At 61.1% G+C, this 14,578-nt stretch carries 17 protein-coding genes and 1 pseudogene; 5 read left to right on the forward strand and 13 right to left on the reverse strand.

The annotated features are described in order from the left end of the window. Positions 1–63 precede the first annotated feature (63 nt). Together CI807_RS08580 and CI807_RS08585 are read left to right on the forward strand one after the other, a co-directional pair. Positions 64–1,023 carry an amino acid ABC transporter permease gene (locus CI807_RS08580; RefSeq protein WP_095014368.1) on the forward strand — a complete coding sequence of 320 codons (960 nt, stop codon included), beginning with the start codon at positions 64–66 and terminating at the stop codon, positions 1,021–1,023. Continuing rightward, entirely contained in the window at positions 1,016–1,750 is a 735-nt protein-coding gene (locus CI807_RS08585; RefSeq protein WP_028615399.1) for an amino acid ABC transporter ATP-binding protein, read from the forward strand. The genes CI807_RS08580 and CI807_RS08585 overlap by 8 nt, the downstream gene beginning before the upstream one ends. 16 nt (positions 1,751–1,766) lie before the next feature. Here CI807_RS08585 and CI807_RS08590 read toward each other — a convergent pair whose 3' ends face one another. From CI807_RS08590 to ubiE, 12 genes and pseudogenes are all read right to left on the reverse strand, one after another. Then, on the reverse strand, positions 1,767–3,674 hold the full coding sequence (locus CI807_RS08590) for a methyl-accepting chemotaxis protein (RefSeq protein ID WP_177409569.1): 1,908 nt from the start codon (positions 3,672–3,674) through the stop codon (positions 1,767–1,769). 183 nt (positions 3,675–3,857) lie between these two features. Further along, complete coding sequence (locus CI807_RS32060; RefSeq protein WP_371857997.1) at positions 3,858–4,730, reverse strand: methyl-accepting chemotaxis protein; 873 nt, start codon at positions 4,728–4,730, stop codon at positions 3,858–3,860. Continuing rightward, positions 4,716–5,774, reverse strand: a pseudogene (locus tag CI807_RS32065) (methyl-accepting chemotaxis protein); the annotation flags it as partial. The gene CI807_RS32060 and the pseudogene CI807_RS32065, both read right to left, overlap by 15 nt. 180 nt (positions 5,775–5,954) lie before the next feature. After that, positions 5,955–6,662, reverse strand: coding sequence for a 16S rRNA (uracil(1498)-N(3))-methyltransferase (locus tag CI807_RS08600; RefSeq protein ID WP_095014371.1), 708 nt, complete (start codon positions 6,660–6,662; stop codon positions 5,955–5,957). Next, complete coding sequence (gene tatC, locus CI807_RS08605; protein ID WP_010213805.1) at positions 6,659–7,447, reverse strand: twin-arginine translocase subunit TatC; 789 nt, start codon at positions 7,445–7,447, stop codon at positions 6,659–6,661. Before tatC ends, CI807_RS08600 begins: the two co-directional genes overlap by 4 nt. Beyond that, complete coding sequence (gene tatB, locus CI807_RS08610) at positions 7,444–7,848, reverse strand: Sec-independent protein translocase protein TatB (RefSeq protein WP_028615402.1); 405 nt, start codon at positions 7,846–7,848, stop codon at positions 7,444–7,446. The genes tatC and tatB overlap by 4 nt, the downstream gene beginning before the upstream one ends. Before the next feature lie 10 nt (positions 7,849–7,858). After that, entirely contained in the window at positions 7,859–8,137 is a 279-nt protein-coding gene (locus CI807_RS08615) for a twin-arginine translocase TatA/TatE family subunit (RefSeq protein WP_003171180.1), read from the reverse strand. 26 nt (positions 8,138–8,163) lie between these two features. Continuing rightward, entirely contained in the window at positions 8,164–8,496 is a 333-nt protein-coding gene (locus CI807_RS08620) for a phosphoribosyl-ATP diphosphatase (RefSeq protein ID WP_003187881.1), read from the reverse strand. A gap of 2 nt (positions 8,497–8,498) precedes the next feature. Further along, positions 8,499–8,891, reverse strand: a complete 393-nt coding sequence (gene hisI / locus CI807_RS08625; RefSeq protein ID WP_012721796.1) for a phosphoribosyl-AMP cyclohydrolase — start codon at positions 8,889–8,891, stop codon at positions 8,499–8,501. A 41-nt stretch (positions 8,892–8,932) separates the two neighbouring features. Beyond that, positions 8,933–10,537: a ubiquinone biosynthesis regulatory protein kinase UbiB gene (ubiB, locus tag CI807_RS08630; protein ID WP_095014372.1), complete on the reverse strand. Its 1,605-nt coding sequence runs from the start codon at positions 10,535–10,537 to the stop codon at positions 8,933–8,935. Then, positions 10,534–11,157 (reverse strand): SCP2 domain-containing protein, encoded by a 624-nt coding sequence (locus tag CI807_RS08635; RefSeq protein WP_095014373.1) that lies wholly within the window; start codon positions 11,155–11,157, stop codon positions 10,534–10,536. The genes ubiB and CI807_RS08635 overlap by 4 nt, the downstream gene beginning before the upstream one ends. Beyond that, positions 11,157–11,927, reverse strand: coding sequence for a bifunctional demethylmenaquinone methyltransferase/2-methoxy-6-polyprenyl-1,4-benzoquinol methylase UbiE (gene ubiE, locus CI807_RS08640; RefSeq protein ID WP_016972732.1), 771 nt, complete (start codon positions 11,925–11,927; stop codon positions 11,157–11,159). Before ubiE ends, CI807_RS08635 begins: the two co-directional genes overlap by 1 nt. A 144-nt stretch (positions 11,928–12,071) precedes the next feature. On the opposite strand from ubiE, the gene CI807_RS08645 reads away from it, so the two are divergent. The 3 genes from CI807_RS08645 (at position 12,072) to CI807_RS08655 (ending at position 13,883) form a co-directional block, all read left to right on the forward strand. Continuing rightward, positions 12,072–12,347 (forward strand): polyhydroxyalkanoic acid system family protein, encoded by a 276-nt coding sequence (locus CI807_RS08645; RefSeq protein ID WP_016979171.1) that lies wholly within the window; start codon positions 12,072–12,074, stop codon positions 12,345–12,347. Positions 12,348–12,452: 105 nt separating this feature from the next. Further along, positions 12,453–12,875 carry a phasin family protein gene (locus tag CI807_RS08650; protein ID WP_095014374.1) on the forward strand — a complete coding sequence of 141 codons (423 nt, stop codon included), beginning with the start codon at positions 12,453–12,455 and terminating at the stop codon, positions 12,873–12,875. Positions 12,876–12,887: 12 nt separating this feature from the next. Further along, on the forward strand, positions 12,888–13,883 hold the full coding sequence (locus CI807_RS08655; RefSeq protein WP_095014375.1) for a phasin family protein: 996 nt from the start codon (positions 12,888–12,890) through the stop codon (positions 13,881–13,883). 49 nt (positions 13,884–13,932) lie between these two features. Here CI807_RS08655 and CI807_RS08660 read toward each other — a convergent pair whose 3' ends face one another. Next, positions 13,933–14,553, reverse strand: a complete 621-nt coding sequence (locus tag CI807_RS08660; RefSeq protein WP_095014376.1) for a TetR/AcrR family transcriptional regulator — start codon at positions 14,551–14,553, stop codon at positions 13,933–13,935. Positions 14,554–14,578: the final 25 nt, after the last annotated feature.

The raw sequence follows: 14,578 nt of genomic DNA on the forward strand, positions 1-14,578 counted from the left end.
GCGCTCTCAGGTTTTTCGCGAGCAAGCTCGCTCCTACAAGTGCGACACACTCCGAGAGTTGAAATGAAACAGAAAAAAGCCCAATGGCCCTGGCACCTGCTGACCGTGGTCGTGCTGGTCGGCCTGGCTGGCGCCTTGTACTACGCCACCTCGCTGATGTCCTACGAGTGGCGCTGGAACCGCGTACCGCAGTACTTCGCCTACCAGGCTGAAACGTCCCAGCGCGCGGCGGATATTTCCACCGTGGTCGAGCTGGTGCGCAAAGGCGATGTCGCCGAAGTGACCCTGCGCAACGACGCGGGCGCCGAGCAGAAGCTGACCGTTGCCGCCAACAGCCTGCAAGTGGCGCGTGGCGACGATGTGGCCGAAGGCGACGTGGTCGGCGTGACCCGTCATTGGGCGTTGGGCCCGCTGATGTGGGGGTTGTGGACCACGTTATGGCTGTCGGTGGTGTCGGGCATCCTGGGACTGGCGATCGGTTTGGCGACCGGCTTGTGCCGGTTGTCCAGCAACCCGACCTTGCGGGATCTGTCGACGATCTACGTCGAACTGGTGCGCGGCACGCCGCTATTGGTGCAGATCTTCATTTTCTATTTCTTTATCGGCACGGTGCTCAACCTGTCCCGGGAATTTGCCGGGATCGCCGCGCTGTCGCTGTTCACCGGCGCTTACGTGGCGGAAATCGTGCGTGCTGGCGTGCAGTCCATCACCCGTGGTCAGAACGAAGCCGCGCGGTCCCTGGGCCTGAGCGCGAGCCAGTCAATGCGCCATGTGGTACTGCCGCAAGCCTTCAAACGCGTGCTCCCGCCGTTGGCCGGGCAATTTATCAGCTTGGTGAAAGACACTTCGCTGGTCTCGGTGATTGCGATTACCGAACTGCTCAAAAGCGGCCGCGAAGTGATCACCACCTCGTTCTCGCCGTTTGAAATCCTGTTTTGCGTCGCAGGCCTGTACCTGCTGATCAACCTGCCGCTGTCAAAAATGGCTAGCCGGCTTGAGCGGAGGCTCGCGCAAAGTGATTGAAGTCCGCGATCTGGTAAAAGTCTTCGACACCCGCGGCCATGTGGTCCGTGCGGTCGACAACGTGACCACCCAGGTGGCCAAAGGCGAAGTGCTGGTGGTAATCGGCCCGTCCGGCTCCGGCAAGTCCACCTTCCTGCGTTGCCTCAATGGCCTGGAAGAATTCGACTCGGGTTCGGTGAGCATCGATGGCCTGCAACTGGCTGACCCGAAGACCGACGTGAACGCCTATCGCCGCGAAGTCGGCATGGTGTTCCAGCACTTCAACCTGTTCCCCCACATGACGGTGCTGGAAAACCTGTGCCTGGCGCAGAAAGTCGTGCGCAAGCGCAGCAAAAAGGAGCGCGAGGCCAAGGCTCTGGCGTTGCTGGAAAAGGTCGGAATTGCACAGAAGGCCAACGAGTTTCCATCACGCTTGTCCGGTGGACAGCAACAGCGCGTCGCGATTGCCCGGGCCCTGGCGATGGACCCCAAGGTCATGCTGTTCGACGAACCCACCTCGGCGCTGGATCCGGAAATGGTCGGCGAAGTGCTGGACGTGATGAAGACCCTGGCTCTGGAAGGCATGACCATGGTCTGCGTCACCCACGAAATGGGCTTTGCCCGTGAAGTGGCTGACCGGGTGCTGTTCTTCGACCATGGCAAACTGTTGGAAGACGCTGCCCCGGCCGCGTTCTTCGATGCGCCGAAGGACCCTCGGGCGCAGGCGTTCCTGCGTCAAGTTCTGTAGGCCCCAGCCAGGGCGGTCAGACCTTGAACCGCCCCACGCACTGCTGCAAATCCGTGCCCAGTCGTGCCAGTTCGATGCTCGCCGCCGCCGTCTGTTCGCTGGCGGCGGCGGTTTGCTCCGAGGCATCGCGAACTTTCAATACACTGCGATTGATCTCTTCAGCGACCGCGCTTTGCTCTTCGGCGGCTGCGGCAATCTGCGGGTTCATTTCCTGGATGACCATCACTGTGCGGGCGATTTCGCTCAGGGCGTCCCCGGCGTTGCGTGCCAGGCCGACGCTGTTGTCGGTCAACGTGCAGCTGTAGTCCAGGATGTCGGCTACTTGCTGCGTACCGCTGTGCAAGCCACCAATCAACCCTTCGATTTCCTCGGCGGACTGCTGGGTCCTTTGAGCGAGACTGCGCACCTCATCGGCGACCACCGCAAACCCTTGTCCAGCCTCGCCGGCCCGTGCGGCTTCAATCGCGGCGTTGAGCGCCAGCAGGTTGGTCTGCTGCGACACGGACTTAATCACATCCAGCACGCTGCCGATCTTTTGGCTTTCCCGTTGTAGCTCCAGCATGGCTTGGCTTGAGCGTGCCATCTCACGGGCGAGGTGCTCAATCTGCGCCACGACATCCGTCACGACCTGATCGCCCAGGTCAGTCTGCTGATTGGCTTGGCCGGCCGCAATCGAAGCTTGCTCGGCATGGCGCGCAACTTCCTGGGCGGTGGCCAGCATCTGATTCATGGCGGTTGCCACTTGCTCGGTTTCCTCTCGCTGATTATTCACGCCCGTACGGGTTTGTTCGGTGACGGCGGAAAGTTCCTCGGCGGCGCTGGCGATTTGCCGCGCGTTATCGCTGATATTGCCAATCAGCCCGCGCAGGTTCTGCGTCATCTGAGTCATGCTGCGTTGCAACTGGCCCAACTCGTCCTTGCGACGGGTCTGCACTTCATGGCTCAGGTCACCTTCGGCAATGCGATGGGCTACCGCCAGCGCTTTGCGCAGCGGTGTCACGATTTGTCCGGCAATCACCCAGGCTGCCAGTGTGCCCAAGAGCAACGCGGCAGCGGTAACTCCGAGGGTCTGGGTGCGGGCTTGCTCGGCTTCATGGTCGCGTCGCTGGGTCTGATCCTGGCTTAACAGATCACTCTGCCCGAGTAACTGATCCAACTGCTGCTCCAACTGGTTTTGCGATTTCTCGGTCGTAAGTTGAGCTTCCTTAAGGCGTGTCAGGCGGGTGCGAATGTCGAGCACGGCATTTTTCAGCGCGCTGCTATCGACCGGCAGCTTCGCGACGGCCGCCTGGGCGAGTTCGAGGTTGCGCTCTGCTTCGCCCACGACCTGGGCATAAGCATCCAGCGAGCTGGCAGCCCAGGCGGGGCTTTGGGCACGATCTTCCGCCTGCTCTATGGCCTGGCGCAGATTTTCGACGGCGTCGAGGGCTTTTTCATCATCTTGATCAGGCAGGTCACTGGCCAGTTGCGCCAGCACGTCGCCGGTCCGCGTGGAGCTTTGTTTCAATTCTTCGCGAGTGTTCTCGCGTGTTTTCACCAGCGAGGGCACGTCCTTGAGTGTAGTTTTGAACGTTGCGCCAATACGGGCCATCTCTTGCAGATACTCAATGGCTTTCGGTGCTTTGAGTCGGTTGGAAAGCTCCTTCAGGTACCCATCGATTTTTTCCATGCTCACGCTCAACTTATTGAGGCTAGTGGCATCGTCAAGGGTGCGGTAAACGATTCTGTCAGCGCGCAATTCCTCGCCAGCGACTGCCAGTTGCGCGAGCACGGTCAGCGTTTGCGAACGATAAAGGGAGGCCGCCAGGGCTTGCCAGCCGGTCACGGCAATGACGAGGCTCAGGGCCAGTACCAGGGAAAAGCCCAGGGCCAGTTTGAGGGTGACACTGGCGTCACCCAATAAGTGAGTCATTCGACGAAGCATGATCAACCTCCGGCAAGGTGAGTAGCGGACGTTATCGTCGTGTGGGGCACCGCAGGTGCTCGAACACGTTGACGTGACTTGAACGCTAGCTCTCTTGGCGGTCGGGTGAGCCTGATAAATGCGTAGGAAATTTCACAGGCTGAAGGCGGCGACCCAGGGCAGGCCGCCGCGCGGTGAGGTGGGTCAGACCCTGAAGCGGCCGACCAGTGTTTGCAAATGGGTACCCAGGCGCGCCAGTTCGGTACTCGACGCAGCGGTCTCCTCACTGGCCGCAGCCGTCTGTTCCGACACATCGCGCACGTTCAACACGCTGCGGTTGATCTCTTCAGCCACGGCGCTTTGCTGTTCGGCGGCGGTGGCGATCTGCGAGTTCATCGCCTGGATGGTCGAGACTGTCCGAGTGATGCTCGCCAGGGCGCTGCCGGCGCGACGGGTCAGCTCGACGCTGCTGTCAGTCAGCCCGCGGCTGTTGTCCATGATGGTCGCCACTTGCTGGGTGCCGCTTTGCAGGCCGACGATCAGTTCTTCGATCTCTTCGGTGGACTTCTGCGTGCGCTGGGCCAGGCTGCGCACTTCGTCCGCCACCACGGCGAAGCCACGCCCGGCCTCACCGGCGCGCGCGGCTTCAATCGCGGCGTTGAGGGCCAGCAGGTTGGTTTGCTGAGCTACGGACTTGATCACATCGAGCACGCTGCCGATCTTGTCGCTCTCGCGCTTCAGGTCGCCCATGGCGACCGTGGAGTTGCCCACCTCGGTGGCCAGGCGTTCGATCTGGGCGATGGCTTCGCCGACCACCTTGTCGCCTTCACGGGCCTGTTGGTCAGCCGCCACGGCGGCTTCAGAGGCTTCCTCGGCGTTGCGCGCGACTTCCTGCACAGTGGCGGCCATTTCGTTCATGGCGGTGGCGACCTGGTCGGTTTCGACCTTCTGGCTGTTGACCCCGGCGCTGGTCTGTTCGGTCACGGCTGACAGTTGCTCGGCGGCGCTGGCGATTTGGGTCACGCCGTCGCTGATACCGCCGATCAACTCGCGCAGGCCGACGGTCATGCTTTGCATGGCCCGTTGCAGTTGGCCCAGTTCGTCCTGGCGCGTGGAGGTCAGGTTGTGGCTCAGGTCGCCGGAGGCGACGCGCTCGGCCACCTTGAGGGTCTGGTTCAGTGGGATGACGATCTGGCGCGTGATCGCCCAGGCGGCCACCAGGCCGAAGATCAGCGCCAGCACGGTCGCCAGCAGCAAGAGTTGTTTGGCCTGCGCGGCGTCGGTGTCGCGCACCACGGTTTGCGAGGTGGTGAGTTTTTCGCTGTGGGACTGCAGGATGTCACCCTGGGCGCTCATGATTTTCAGCGCCTCGGCGGCGGCGGTCTGGGAGTCGCGGTACTGGCTGACGGCCGCGCGGTAGGCCTGCAGCGAGGTGCTGGCCTGCTGCAGGTTGGCCTGGTACTGCGCGGGCAGTTGGCCTTCCAGTTCGGTGATCTTCTTGATGGCGTTATCAATGGCATCGAGGGCCGGCTGTTCAGCCTCGACCTTGGCGCTGTAGGTATAGCCACGCACCTGGAAACGCGCTTGCTGAATCAGTTTGCTCAGGTCGACCACGCTGTTGAACTGGGTGACGCTGTCGCCTTGCAGCAGGCTCTTTTCGACCTCGCTGACTTTTGCCACGGCGTTGTCGGCGGTGTCGCCCAGTTTGCTGCGGGCACCTTCACGCTTGAGCCCGGCCTGGACCATGGCGGCAAAGGCCTTTTTGTATTGGTTCAAGGCGTCTTGTTGCTGTTCCACCAAGGCCTTGTCGTCGGGTTGCTCGATCAGGTCGGCGGCGGTTTTCAGGCCGCTGTCCAGTTTGGTGATCAGGTTGTTGACCGCGTCGGTGCCTTGTTCGCCGCGCCGCATTTCGAAGTCCAGGCGCGCCAGGCGCAAGTCCTTGGTCAGGCCGTTGAGGCTGGAGATATAGCCCAGCTTGTCACCGCGACTGATCACATCGCCCAGGCCGGTCCAGCCGGTGAAGGTGATCAACAACGTCAGGATCAACACTAAGCCAAAGCCTACGCCCAGCTTGCGATTGACACCCACATTCCCCAGTTTCTCGGCTAACCAACGATACATGCTGCGAACTCCCCTGGAACAAGGCTTGGACTTATTCAAAGGTTATCGGCGGTTACAGACTTTTCTGTAGGAGCGAGCTTGCTCGCGAAAAACGTAAGGACGACGTGTTCATCTAGGATGGACGTGTAATCGTTAACGACCTTCGCGAGCAAGCTCGCTCCTACAGGAGGGCGGGCGCCGTTAGAAGAGCCTGGCGAGCAGGGCGGTGACGGCGGTTTCGACGCGCAGGATACGCGCGCCCAGTTGAACGGGTTGCAAGCCGGCCTTGGTCAGCAGGTCCACTTCATACGGAATCCAGCCACCTTCCGGGCCGATCGCCAGGGTCACCGGCTCATCGAGCCCACGCGGGCAGGCCGGGTAATCACCGGGATGACCGATCAGGCCCAGGGTGCCCGCGGTCATGGCAGGCAGGCGGTCTTCGACGAAGGGTTTGAAGCGTTTTTCGATGATGATCTCGGGCAACACCGTGTCCCGCGCCTGTTCCAGGCCGAGGATCAGTTGCTCGCGAATCGCTTCGGGTTCCAGGAACGGGGTTTGCCAGAAGCTCTTTTCGACGCGGTAACTGTTCACCAGCACTACCTTGGGCACGCCCATGGCGGCCACGGTCTGCAACACCCGGCGCAGCATCTTCGGGCGTGGCAGGGCCAGCAGCAGGGTCAGCGGCAGCTTGGCCGGTGGCGGCTGGTCGAAGCTGACTTGCAGCTCGGCTTCGGCGGTTTCCAGGCGCAGCAGTTGCGCATTGCCCATCTGTCCGCCGATGCGGCCGACCCGCAGGCTGTCGCCGACGGCGGCGCGATGGACTTCCTGCATGTGCACCAGGCGCCGATCACGCAGCACCACACGGTCGGCCGCGATGAAGTCGGCCTCTTCAAGGAGCAGCAGGTTCACGGCTGGGTCGCTGGCGGCTGGTCGTCGTCGGGCTGGTCATCCGGGTGTTCGCCGCGCTTGCTGATCAAGCCGCTGAACAGGATGCCGATCTCGAACAGCATCCACATCGGCACGGCCAGCAGGGTCTGGGAGAAGATGTCCGGTGGCGTAAGGATCATGCCGACCACGAAGCAGCCGATGATCACGTACGGGCGGATCTTCTTCAGGTACGCCACGTTGACCACGCCGATCCATACCAGCAGCACCACGGCCACCGGGATTTCGAAGGCCACGCCGAAGGCGAAGAACAGCGTCATCACAAAGTCGAGGTAGCTGGTGATGTCGGTCATCATTTCCACGCCGGCCGGGGTGGCGGCGGCGAAGAATTTGAAGATCAGCGGGAACACCAGGAAGTAGGCGAACGCCATGCCGGTGTAGAACAGCAGGATGCTCGACACCAGCAACGGCACGGCGATGCGCTTCTCATGCTTGTACAGGCCCGGCGCGATAAAGCCCCAGATCTGGTGCAGGATCACGGGGATCGCCAGGAACAGCGAGACCATCATGGTCAGCTTCAACGGCGTGAGGAACGGCGACGACACGTCGGTGGCGATCATCGTCGCACCGGCCGGCAGGTATTGGCGCAGCGGCGTGGAGACGAAGGTGTAGATCTGCTGGGTAAAGGCGAACAACCCGGCAAAGATGATGAAAATGGCCGCTACGCAACGCAGCAGGCGGGTACGCAGCTCGGTGAGGTGCGAGACCAGCGGCATATGCTGGTCGTTTTCCGGTTTATCAGCGCTCATGGGGCTCGCGGCGGCAATGTAGGGTCATGGGGCGCGGGCGACGCGGTGGGCGTCGGCGCAGGCTCGGTGGGCGCGATCGGTGCCACGGGGGCGGCTTCGGCAACAGGCGCGATGCTGTTTTGGGCCACAGGCTCCGCCGGTTTGGCGGGCTCCTGCACCGGTGACAGAATCTTGCGGGCTTCCTGTTCCAACGAAAGGATGTGCTCGTTGTGCAGTTGCCGGCGGATCTCGTCGGCGCCGATTTCCCGTTCAACTTCCTGTTTGATGGCGTTGAAACTGCGTTTCAGGCGCCCGATCCACAGGCCGGCCGTGCGCGCTGCACCGGGCAGGCGTTCCGGCCCCAGTACCAGCAGGGCCACGAGGCCGACGAGCAGCAGTTCAGAGAAGCTGATACCAAACATTAGTCAGTGCTCACGAGTCTTTGCGGGTCGGCTCTTCGACTTTCTCAGCCTGCACGTCGAAGGTGCGACGCTCGGTGATCGGCTGGGTGGCCTGCGGGTGCACAGGCTGCGCCGGAGGCACAGGGTTGGCGGCTGGGTCGGCAGGTTTTTCGTCGTCGTTCATGGCTTTGCGGAAGCCCTTGATCGACTCGCCCACATCGGTGCCCAGGTTCTTGAGTTTCTTGGTGCCGAACACCAGTACCACCACCACCAGAATGACGATCCAGTGTTTCCAGTCAAAAATGCCCATGCTGCAAATCCTCTAGTCTTGGTTATTCAGGCCGACGGGCGCGAGGCTTTCTCGGCATGCCCGGACAAGCCGAAGCGTCGGTCCAGTTCATCCAGCACAGCCTGCGGATGCTGCCCCAGTTGGGCGAGCATGACCAGGCTATGGAACCACAAGTCAGCGGTCTCGTAGATTACATCGCTGTAATCACCGCTGATTTGCGCGTCCTTGGCTGCAATGATGGTCTCGACGGATTCTTCGCCGAGCTTTTCCAGGATCTTGTTCAAACCCTTGTGGTACAGGCTGGCGACGTAGGAACTGTCGGCATCCGCGCCTTTGCGGTCTTCCAGCACCTGGGCCACGCGGTTCAGGGTATCGCTCATGTCTAGTGTCCTGCCGAGTAGATGGCGTGCGGGTCTTTGAGCACCGGCTCCACCACTTTCCATTCGCCGTTCTCGAACACGCGATAGAAGCAGCTGTGACGGCCGGTGTGGCAGGCGATGTCGCCGATCTGCTCGACCTTGAGGATCACCACGTCGGCGTCGCAGTCGATGCGCATCTCGTGCAGGGTCTGCACGTGCCCGGACTCTTCGCCCTTGCGCCACAGTTTGCCACGCGAGCGTGACCAATAGATGGCGCGCTGCTCAGTGGCGGTGAGGCTCAGGGCCTCGCGGTTCATCCAGGCCATCATCAGCACGCGCCCGGTCTTGTAGTCCTGGGCAATGGCCGGCACCAGGCCGTCACTGTCCCATTTGATCTCGTCCAGCCAGTCTTTCATGTTCGGCTCCGGCAATTTGCGACAGTGTATAACCGGATTGGCTATCGACGCACGATCAGATAAACACCCACGGCGACCATGATGCCAGCCGGCCAGTGGCCCAGTTGGTTCAGCGGGCCACCGATGGCCAGCATCACCCCGCCGACCAGGTGCGCAGCGCCCAGCAGGCGCAGGAACCAGTCGTCCTTGCGCTGCTTCCAGGGCGGCGCCGGGTCCTTGGCGTGGGGCTGGGACATACGCTCCAGCAGGTCGCGGGTCATGTTGGCCAGGTGCGGCAGTTGTTCCATCTGGCTATGCAGGTTGCCCAGCACGGTTTTCGGGCTCATGCGCTCGCGCATCCAGCGCTCGAGGAACGGCTGGGCGGTGTTCCACAGGTCCAGGTCCGGGTACAGCTGGCGGCCCAGGCCTTCGATGTTCAGCAGGGTCTTTTGCAGCAAGACCAGCTGTGGCTGCACTTCCATATTGAAGCGTCGCGCGGTCTGGAACAGGCGCATCAGCACCTGGCCGAAGGAAATATCTTTTAACGGTTTTTCAAAGATCGGCTCGCACACGGTACGGATCGCCGCTTCGAATTCGTTGAGCTTGGTTTCCGCTGGCACCCAGCCCGAATCGATGTGCAACTGCGCCACACGGCGATAGTCGCGCTTGAAGAAGGCGAACAGGTTGCGCGCCAGGTAGTCCTGGTCTTCCGGGGTCAGGCTGCCGACGATGCCGCAGTCGATCGCAATGTACTGCGGGCTCCACGGGTTCACGGTGCTGACGAAGATGTTGCCGGGGTGCATGTCGGCGTGGAAGAAACTGTCGCGGAACACCTGGGTGAAGAATATCTCCACGCCGCGCTCGGCGAGCATCTTCATGTCGGTGCGCTGGTCGGCCAGGGTCGCGAGGTCGGTGACCTGCACGCCGTAGATGCGCTCCATCACCAGCACTTTCGGGCGGCACCAGTCCCAATACACTTGGGGCACGTACAGCAGGGGCGAGCCTTCGAAGTTGCGCTTGAGCTGGCTGGCATTGGCGGCTTCGCGCAGCAGGTCGAGTTCGTCGTAGATGGTTTTCTCGTAGTCGGCGACCACGTCCACCGGGTGCAGCAGGCGCGCATCGGCGCTGAAGCGCTCGGCGGCGCGGGCGAGGATGAACAGCCACGCCAGGTCCTGGCCGATGATCGGCTTGAGACCCGGGCGGATCACCTTCACCACCACTTCTTCGCCGGTCTTTAGCTGAGCTGCGTGGACCTGCGCCACGGAGGCCGACGCCAGGGGCTCGACATCGAAGCGGCTGAAGACTTCGCTGATCTTCTTGCCCAGTTGTTCTTCGATCAGCGCCATCGACTGTTGGGAGTCGAACGGCGGCACGCGGTCCTGCAGCAGCATCAGTTCGTCGGCGATGTCTTCAGGCAGCAAGTCGCGGCGGGTCGAGAGGATCTGCCCGAACTTGATGAAGATCGGCCCCAGGTCCTGCAACGCCAGGCGCAGGCGCGCGCCACGGCTGAGCTCCAGCTTCTTGCGCGGGAACCAGCGCCACGGCAGCACATAGCGTACTGCCAGCAGGAACCACGGCAGGGGCAGGGAGAACAGCAGGTCATCGAGTTGGTAGCGGATTACGACGCGCTGGATACGAAACAAACGGCGGACGGCGAGCAGCTTCATGCGTTATCGCTTGGATCAAGGGAACGGCTCAGGCGCTCGAAGCGGGCCTCAAGGCGTTCCAGGTCGATTTTGGCCTTGTCGAGCTCACGAAAGCGCGCTTGCGCCTCACGTTCTCCGACCAGGGTGCGCGATTCTTCGCTCAGGTATTCGGCGAGGTTCTGGTTGAGGCTGGCGAACCCCTGCTGGTACCAGCGCGAACGGCTGCGCAGGTGCCCGCTGATCAACTGGGTGGCCACCGGGCCGATCCAGCGTGACAGCTCGTATTCCCAGTCCAGCTCCAGGTCCTGCAGCACGGCAGCCAGGTCCATCAGCACCGAGCTGTCGCCTTCCAGCTCCACTTCGGCGCTGTGCAGGATGGCGGTCTTGTTGCGGCTCAGGGCCAGGTGCAACAGGCTCGACGCCGGCGCACGCAGGGTACAGTCGGCGTCGGCGGCCCATTGGGCCGCGAGCATCAGGCCTTCATCGCTGGGCAGGATAAACAGCTGCAAGGCGGGGCTGCGGCAGTCGACGGCAATGACTTTGCCATTGAGGTGCGCAAGCCGCGCCAGGGCGGTGCTGTCCAGGCGCAGCACACGGTTGAGACCGTGTTCAACGCTGGCGAGAAGGCCGTTGAGCAGCATCAGGGCTTGATGCCGCGGTGCAGGGCAACGATACCCGAGGTCATGTTGTGGTAGGTCACGCGGTCGAAACCGGCCTCTACCATCATCGACTTCAGGGTTTCCTGGTCGGGGTGCATGCGGATCGATTCGGCCAGGTAGCGATAGCTGTCCGGGTCGTTGAGCACCAGCTTGCCCACCAGCGGCATGAAGGCGAAGGAGTAAGTGTCGTAGACCTTGGACATCACCGCGTTGGTCGGCTTGGAGAACTCCAGCACCAGCAAACGGCCACCCGGCTTGAGCACGCGCAGCATCGAGCGGATCGCGTCTTCCTTGTGGGTGACGTTGCGCAAGCCGAAGGCGATGGTCACGCAGTCGAAATGGTTGTCCGGGAACGGCAGCTTTTCGGCGTCGGCCTGGACGAACTCGATATTGCCGGCCACGCCTTTATCCAGCAGGCGATCGCGACCGACCTTGAGCATCGAGCTGTTGATGTCGGCCAGTACTACTTGGCCAGTCGGGCCAACCAGCTTGGAGAACTTGGCCGCCAGGTCACCCGTGCCGCCGGCGATGTCCAGCACACGGTTGCCAGGGCGAACACCCGACAACTCGATGGTGAAACGCTTCCACAGGCGGTGCATGCCGCCCGACAGTACGTCGTTCATCAGGTCGTACTTGGCCGCGACGGAGTGGAACACCTCAGCGACTTTTTCCGCTTTCTGGCTTTCCGGGACGTTCTTGAAGCCGAAGTGAGTGGTGGGTTCGGCATCGCTGCCTTTGCGCTGATCAGTCATATCGCTGTCACCAAAAGAGAATGCGGGACATGATAATCCCCAAGGCCTGCTTTGTCTTGGCAAGGCTGCAGGTAAGATGGGTGGTCACCGAGACCTTTTGCCGCATCGAAGGTATTCACGTCCCTATAAAGAGGAGTCATTGCAATGGCCCGTATAACCGTTGAGCGCGCACATTCCCTGGGTAAAGAAGGCGCGCGGGCAAAGGCCGACAAGTTGGCGCACAAACTCAAAGAACAATATGGCCTGGAGCCGTCGTGGTCCGGCGACACCTTGAACCTCAAGCGTTCGGGGGTTAAGGGCACAGTAGTCGTCGCCGATGATTCGTTGCGCATCGATGTGGAACTGGGCCTGTTGATGTCGGCCATGAGTGGCACCATCAAGTCCGAAATCGAAAAAGCCTTGGATAAGGCGTTGGCGTGATCCGCCTGTTCTTAGGGTGCCGATTCTAATTTTCCAGCCTACTTTGTGCCCAAGCCCTCAACTCCTGTGGGCCGTTCCTCCACCCTATTCTGCGTGAGGTGCACCATGGCCAAAGTTATCCTGAAGAAAAAAATCGACGCCCAGATCACTACCCTTAGCGAGGTTAAATCCTACGCCCGCAAGATCTGGCTGGCAGGACTTGGCGCTTATGCCAAGGTCGGAAGCGAGGGCAGCGAGTACTTCAAAGAGCTGGTTAAGACCGGTCAACATGTTGAAAGTAAAGGTAAAAAAGTTGCAGTTGAACAACTTGAAGCCGCCAACAGTCAGATTGACCAAGTAAAGAGTAATGTCTCCGCCGTCAAAGGTCTGGTAGAAGTTCAGCTTGATAAAGTTGAAAAAGCTTTTGACACTCGTGTTGCCAGTGCCTTGAATCGAATCGGCATTGCGTCTAAACATGACGTTGAGACACTCTCTGCTAAGCTCGAAGAGCTGACGACATTGCTAGAACGTGTCGCGCGTAAACACTAAGGAGACATCGGGATGGCTGTTAAAAAGACTACTCAGAAAGAAGGCAGCTCGTGGGTCGGGGAAGTTGAAAAATATTCCCGTAAGATCTGGCTTGCTGGTTTAGGCGTGTACTCGAAGGTTAGCAGTGACGGCGGCAAATACTTCGAGACTTTGGTCAAGGACGGCGAAAAGGCCGAGAAGTTGACCAAAACCACAGTGGGTAAAAAAGTTGAAGCGGCCAAGGCAACTGCCGGTTCAGCCAAGTCGAGCATTTCTGACACGTGGGGCAAGTTGGAAGAAACTTTCGACAAACGCCTCAACAGTGCCATTTCGCGACTGGGCGTACCAAGTAAGGCAGAGCTGAAGACGCTGCACAGCAAGGTCGATACCTTGACCAAGCAAATCGAAAAACTCACCGGCGCTAAAGTGGCACCCGCGAAAACGGCTGCTGCAAAACCGGCGGCCAAGCCAGCGGCTAAAACCGCAGCGGCCAAACCGGCTGCGAAACCTGCGGCCAAGCCTCTGGTAAAAGCTGCCGCCAAGCCGGCTGCAAAACCCGCTGCCAAGGCTGCTGCTAAACCAGCCGCCAAGCCAGCGGCCAAAACCGCTGCAGCCAAACCGGCCGCCAAACCGGCTGCTAAACCAGTGGCCGCTAAAGCTGCTGCCAAGCCTGCCGCTAAGCCAGCCGCAAAACCTGCAGCCAAGGCCGCTACCAAACCAGCCGCCAAGCCAGCGGCCAAAACCGCCGCTGCAAAACCCGCTGCCAAGCCAGCCGTTGCGAAACCTGCAGCCAAGCCGGCCGCCGCGAAACCGGCTGCCAAACCTGCTGCAGCCAAGCCAGCGGCAAAACCCGCCGCCGCGAAGAAGCCAGCGGTAGCGAAAAAACCAGCAGCGCCCAAGCCTGCTGTTGCGGCCAAGCCTGCTACTGCGCCAACCGCTTCCACAGCCAACTCGGTGTCCGCACCGACTCCTGCTGCTGTGACCCCGACTGCAACGCCGGCAACCCCGACGCCATCCAGTCAGTCCTGATTTTTCTCAGGATACAAAAAATGCCCGGCCTGCAAAGGTCGGGCATTTTTTATGGGGTGTGATCTACATACTTGAGGGCAAAGCGCTCAGTCGCCTGCCGCGCCGGCGGCAGCAAATGCGGTGCCACCAGCATCATGATCTGGTAGACCACCACCTGCACTTCACCTTCGCGATCAAGAATCCGCTGGTAATCCAACGAAAACAGCAGAGTCATGGTGATCTGCTCCACCAGTTGCCCCAGGGCCTGGGTGCTACTGACCAACTGCCCCGCCGCCTTCAGTCGCGCCAGCAAAGACGCCAGGGTCCGCTTGAGTGCTGTCAGGAGGTTGCGAATCCCCTTGGCCAGCTTCGGCAAACGCCCCGCCAGGTTTGACAAGTCCTGGAACAAGAACCGGTAATGCGCCATGCGCTCGACGATCAGGTGCAGGAACAGCCAGTAATCCTCGGCTTCCAGTTGCGCGTCCGCCGGTGGGTCGAGCAGGGGCGCCAGCTCATTCTGAAAGCGCTCGAACAACCCGAGTACCAGCGGCTCCTTGCCATGAAAGTGGTAGTAGAGGTTGCCGGGGCTGATCCCCATTTCGTTGGCCACCTCCATGGTCGACACGTTCGGTTCGCCCTTCTGGTTGAACAACTGCAGGGCACATTCAAGGATACGGTCGCGGGTCTTCATCCAGTCTTCTTAATGTGATCGTTGA

The organism is Pseudomonas sp. NS1(2017), from assembly GCF_002269425.1.
Classification (GTDB): Bacteria; Pseudomonadota; Gammaproteobacteria; order Pseudomonadales; family Pseudomonadaceae; genus Aquipseudomonas; species Aquipseudomonas reactans.

Coding starts and splice junctions, on each gene's coding strand:
- CI807_RS08660 (WP_095014376.1), bottom strand. CDS start 14,553: ATGAAGACCCGCGACCGTATCCTTGAATGTGCCCTGCAGTTGTTCAAC.
- tatB (WP_028615402.1), bottom strand. CDS start 7,848: ATGTTTGGTATCAGCTTCTCTGAACTGCTGCTCGTCGGCCTCGTGGCC.
- ubiE (WP_016972732.1), bottom strand. CDS start 11,927: ATGACTGATCAGCGCAAAGGCAGCGATGCCGAACCCACCACTCACTTC.
- CI807_RS08645 (WP_016979171.1), top strand. CDS start 12,072: ATGGCCCGTATAACCGTTGAGCGCGCACATTCCCTGGGTAAAGAAGGC.
- CI807_RS08635 (WP_095014373.1), bottom strand. CDS start 11,157: ATGCTGCTCAACGGCCTTCTCGCCAGCGTTGAACACGGTCTCAACCGT.
- CI807_RS08620 (WP_003187881.1), bottom strand. CDS start 8,496: ATGAGCGATACCCTGAACCGCGTGGCCCAGGTGCTGGAAGACCGCAAA.
- CI807_RS08650 (WP_095014374.1), top strand. CDS start 12,453: ATGGCCAAAGTTATCCTGAAGAAAAAAATCGACGCCCAGATCACTACC.
- CI807_RS32060 (WP_371857997.1), bottom strand. CDS start 4,730: ATGCAAAGCATGACCGTCGGCCTGCGCGAGTTGATCGGCGGTATCAGC.
- ubiB (WP_095014372.1), bottom strand. CDS start 10,537: ATGAAGCTGCTCGCCGTCCGCCGTTTGTTTCGTATCCAGCGCGTCGTA.
- CI807_RS08655 (WP_095014375.1), top strand. CDS start 12,888: ATGGCTGTTAAAAAGACTACTCAGAAAGAAGGCAGCTCGTGGGTCGGG.
- tatC (WP_010213805.1), bottom strand. CDS start 7,447: ATGAGCGCTGATAAACCGGAAAACGACCAGCATATGCCGCTGGTCTCG.
- CI807_RS08590 (WP_177409569.1), bottom strand. CDS start 3,674: ATGCTTCGTCGAATGACTCACTTATTGGGTGACGCCAGTGTCACCCTC.
- hisI (WP_012721796.1), bottom strand. CDS start 8,891: ATGAAAGACTGGCTGGACGAGATCAAATGGGACAGTGACGGCCTGGTG.
- CI807_RS08615 (WP_003171180.1), bottom strand. CDS start 8,137: ATGGGCATTTTTGACTGGAAACACTGGATCGTCATTCTGGTGGTGGTG.
- CI807_RS08580 (WP_095014368.1), top strand. CDS start 64: ATGAAACAGAAAAAAGCCCAATGGCCCTGGCACCTGCTGACCGTGGTC.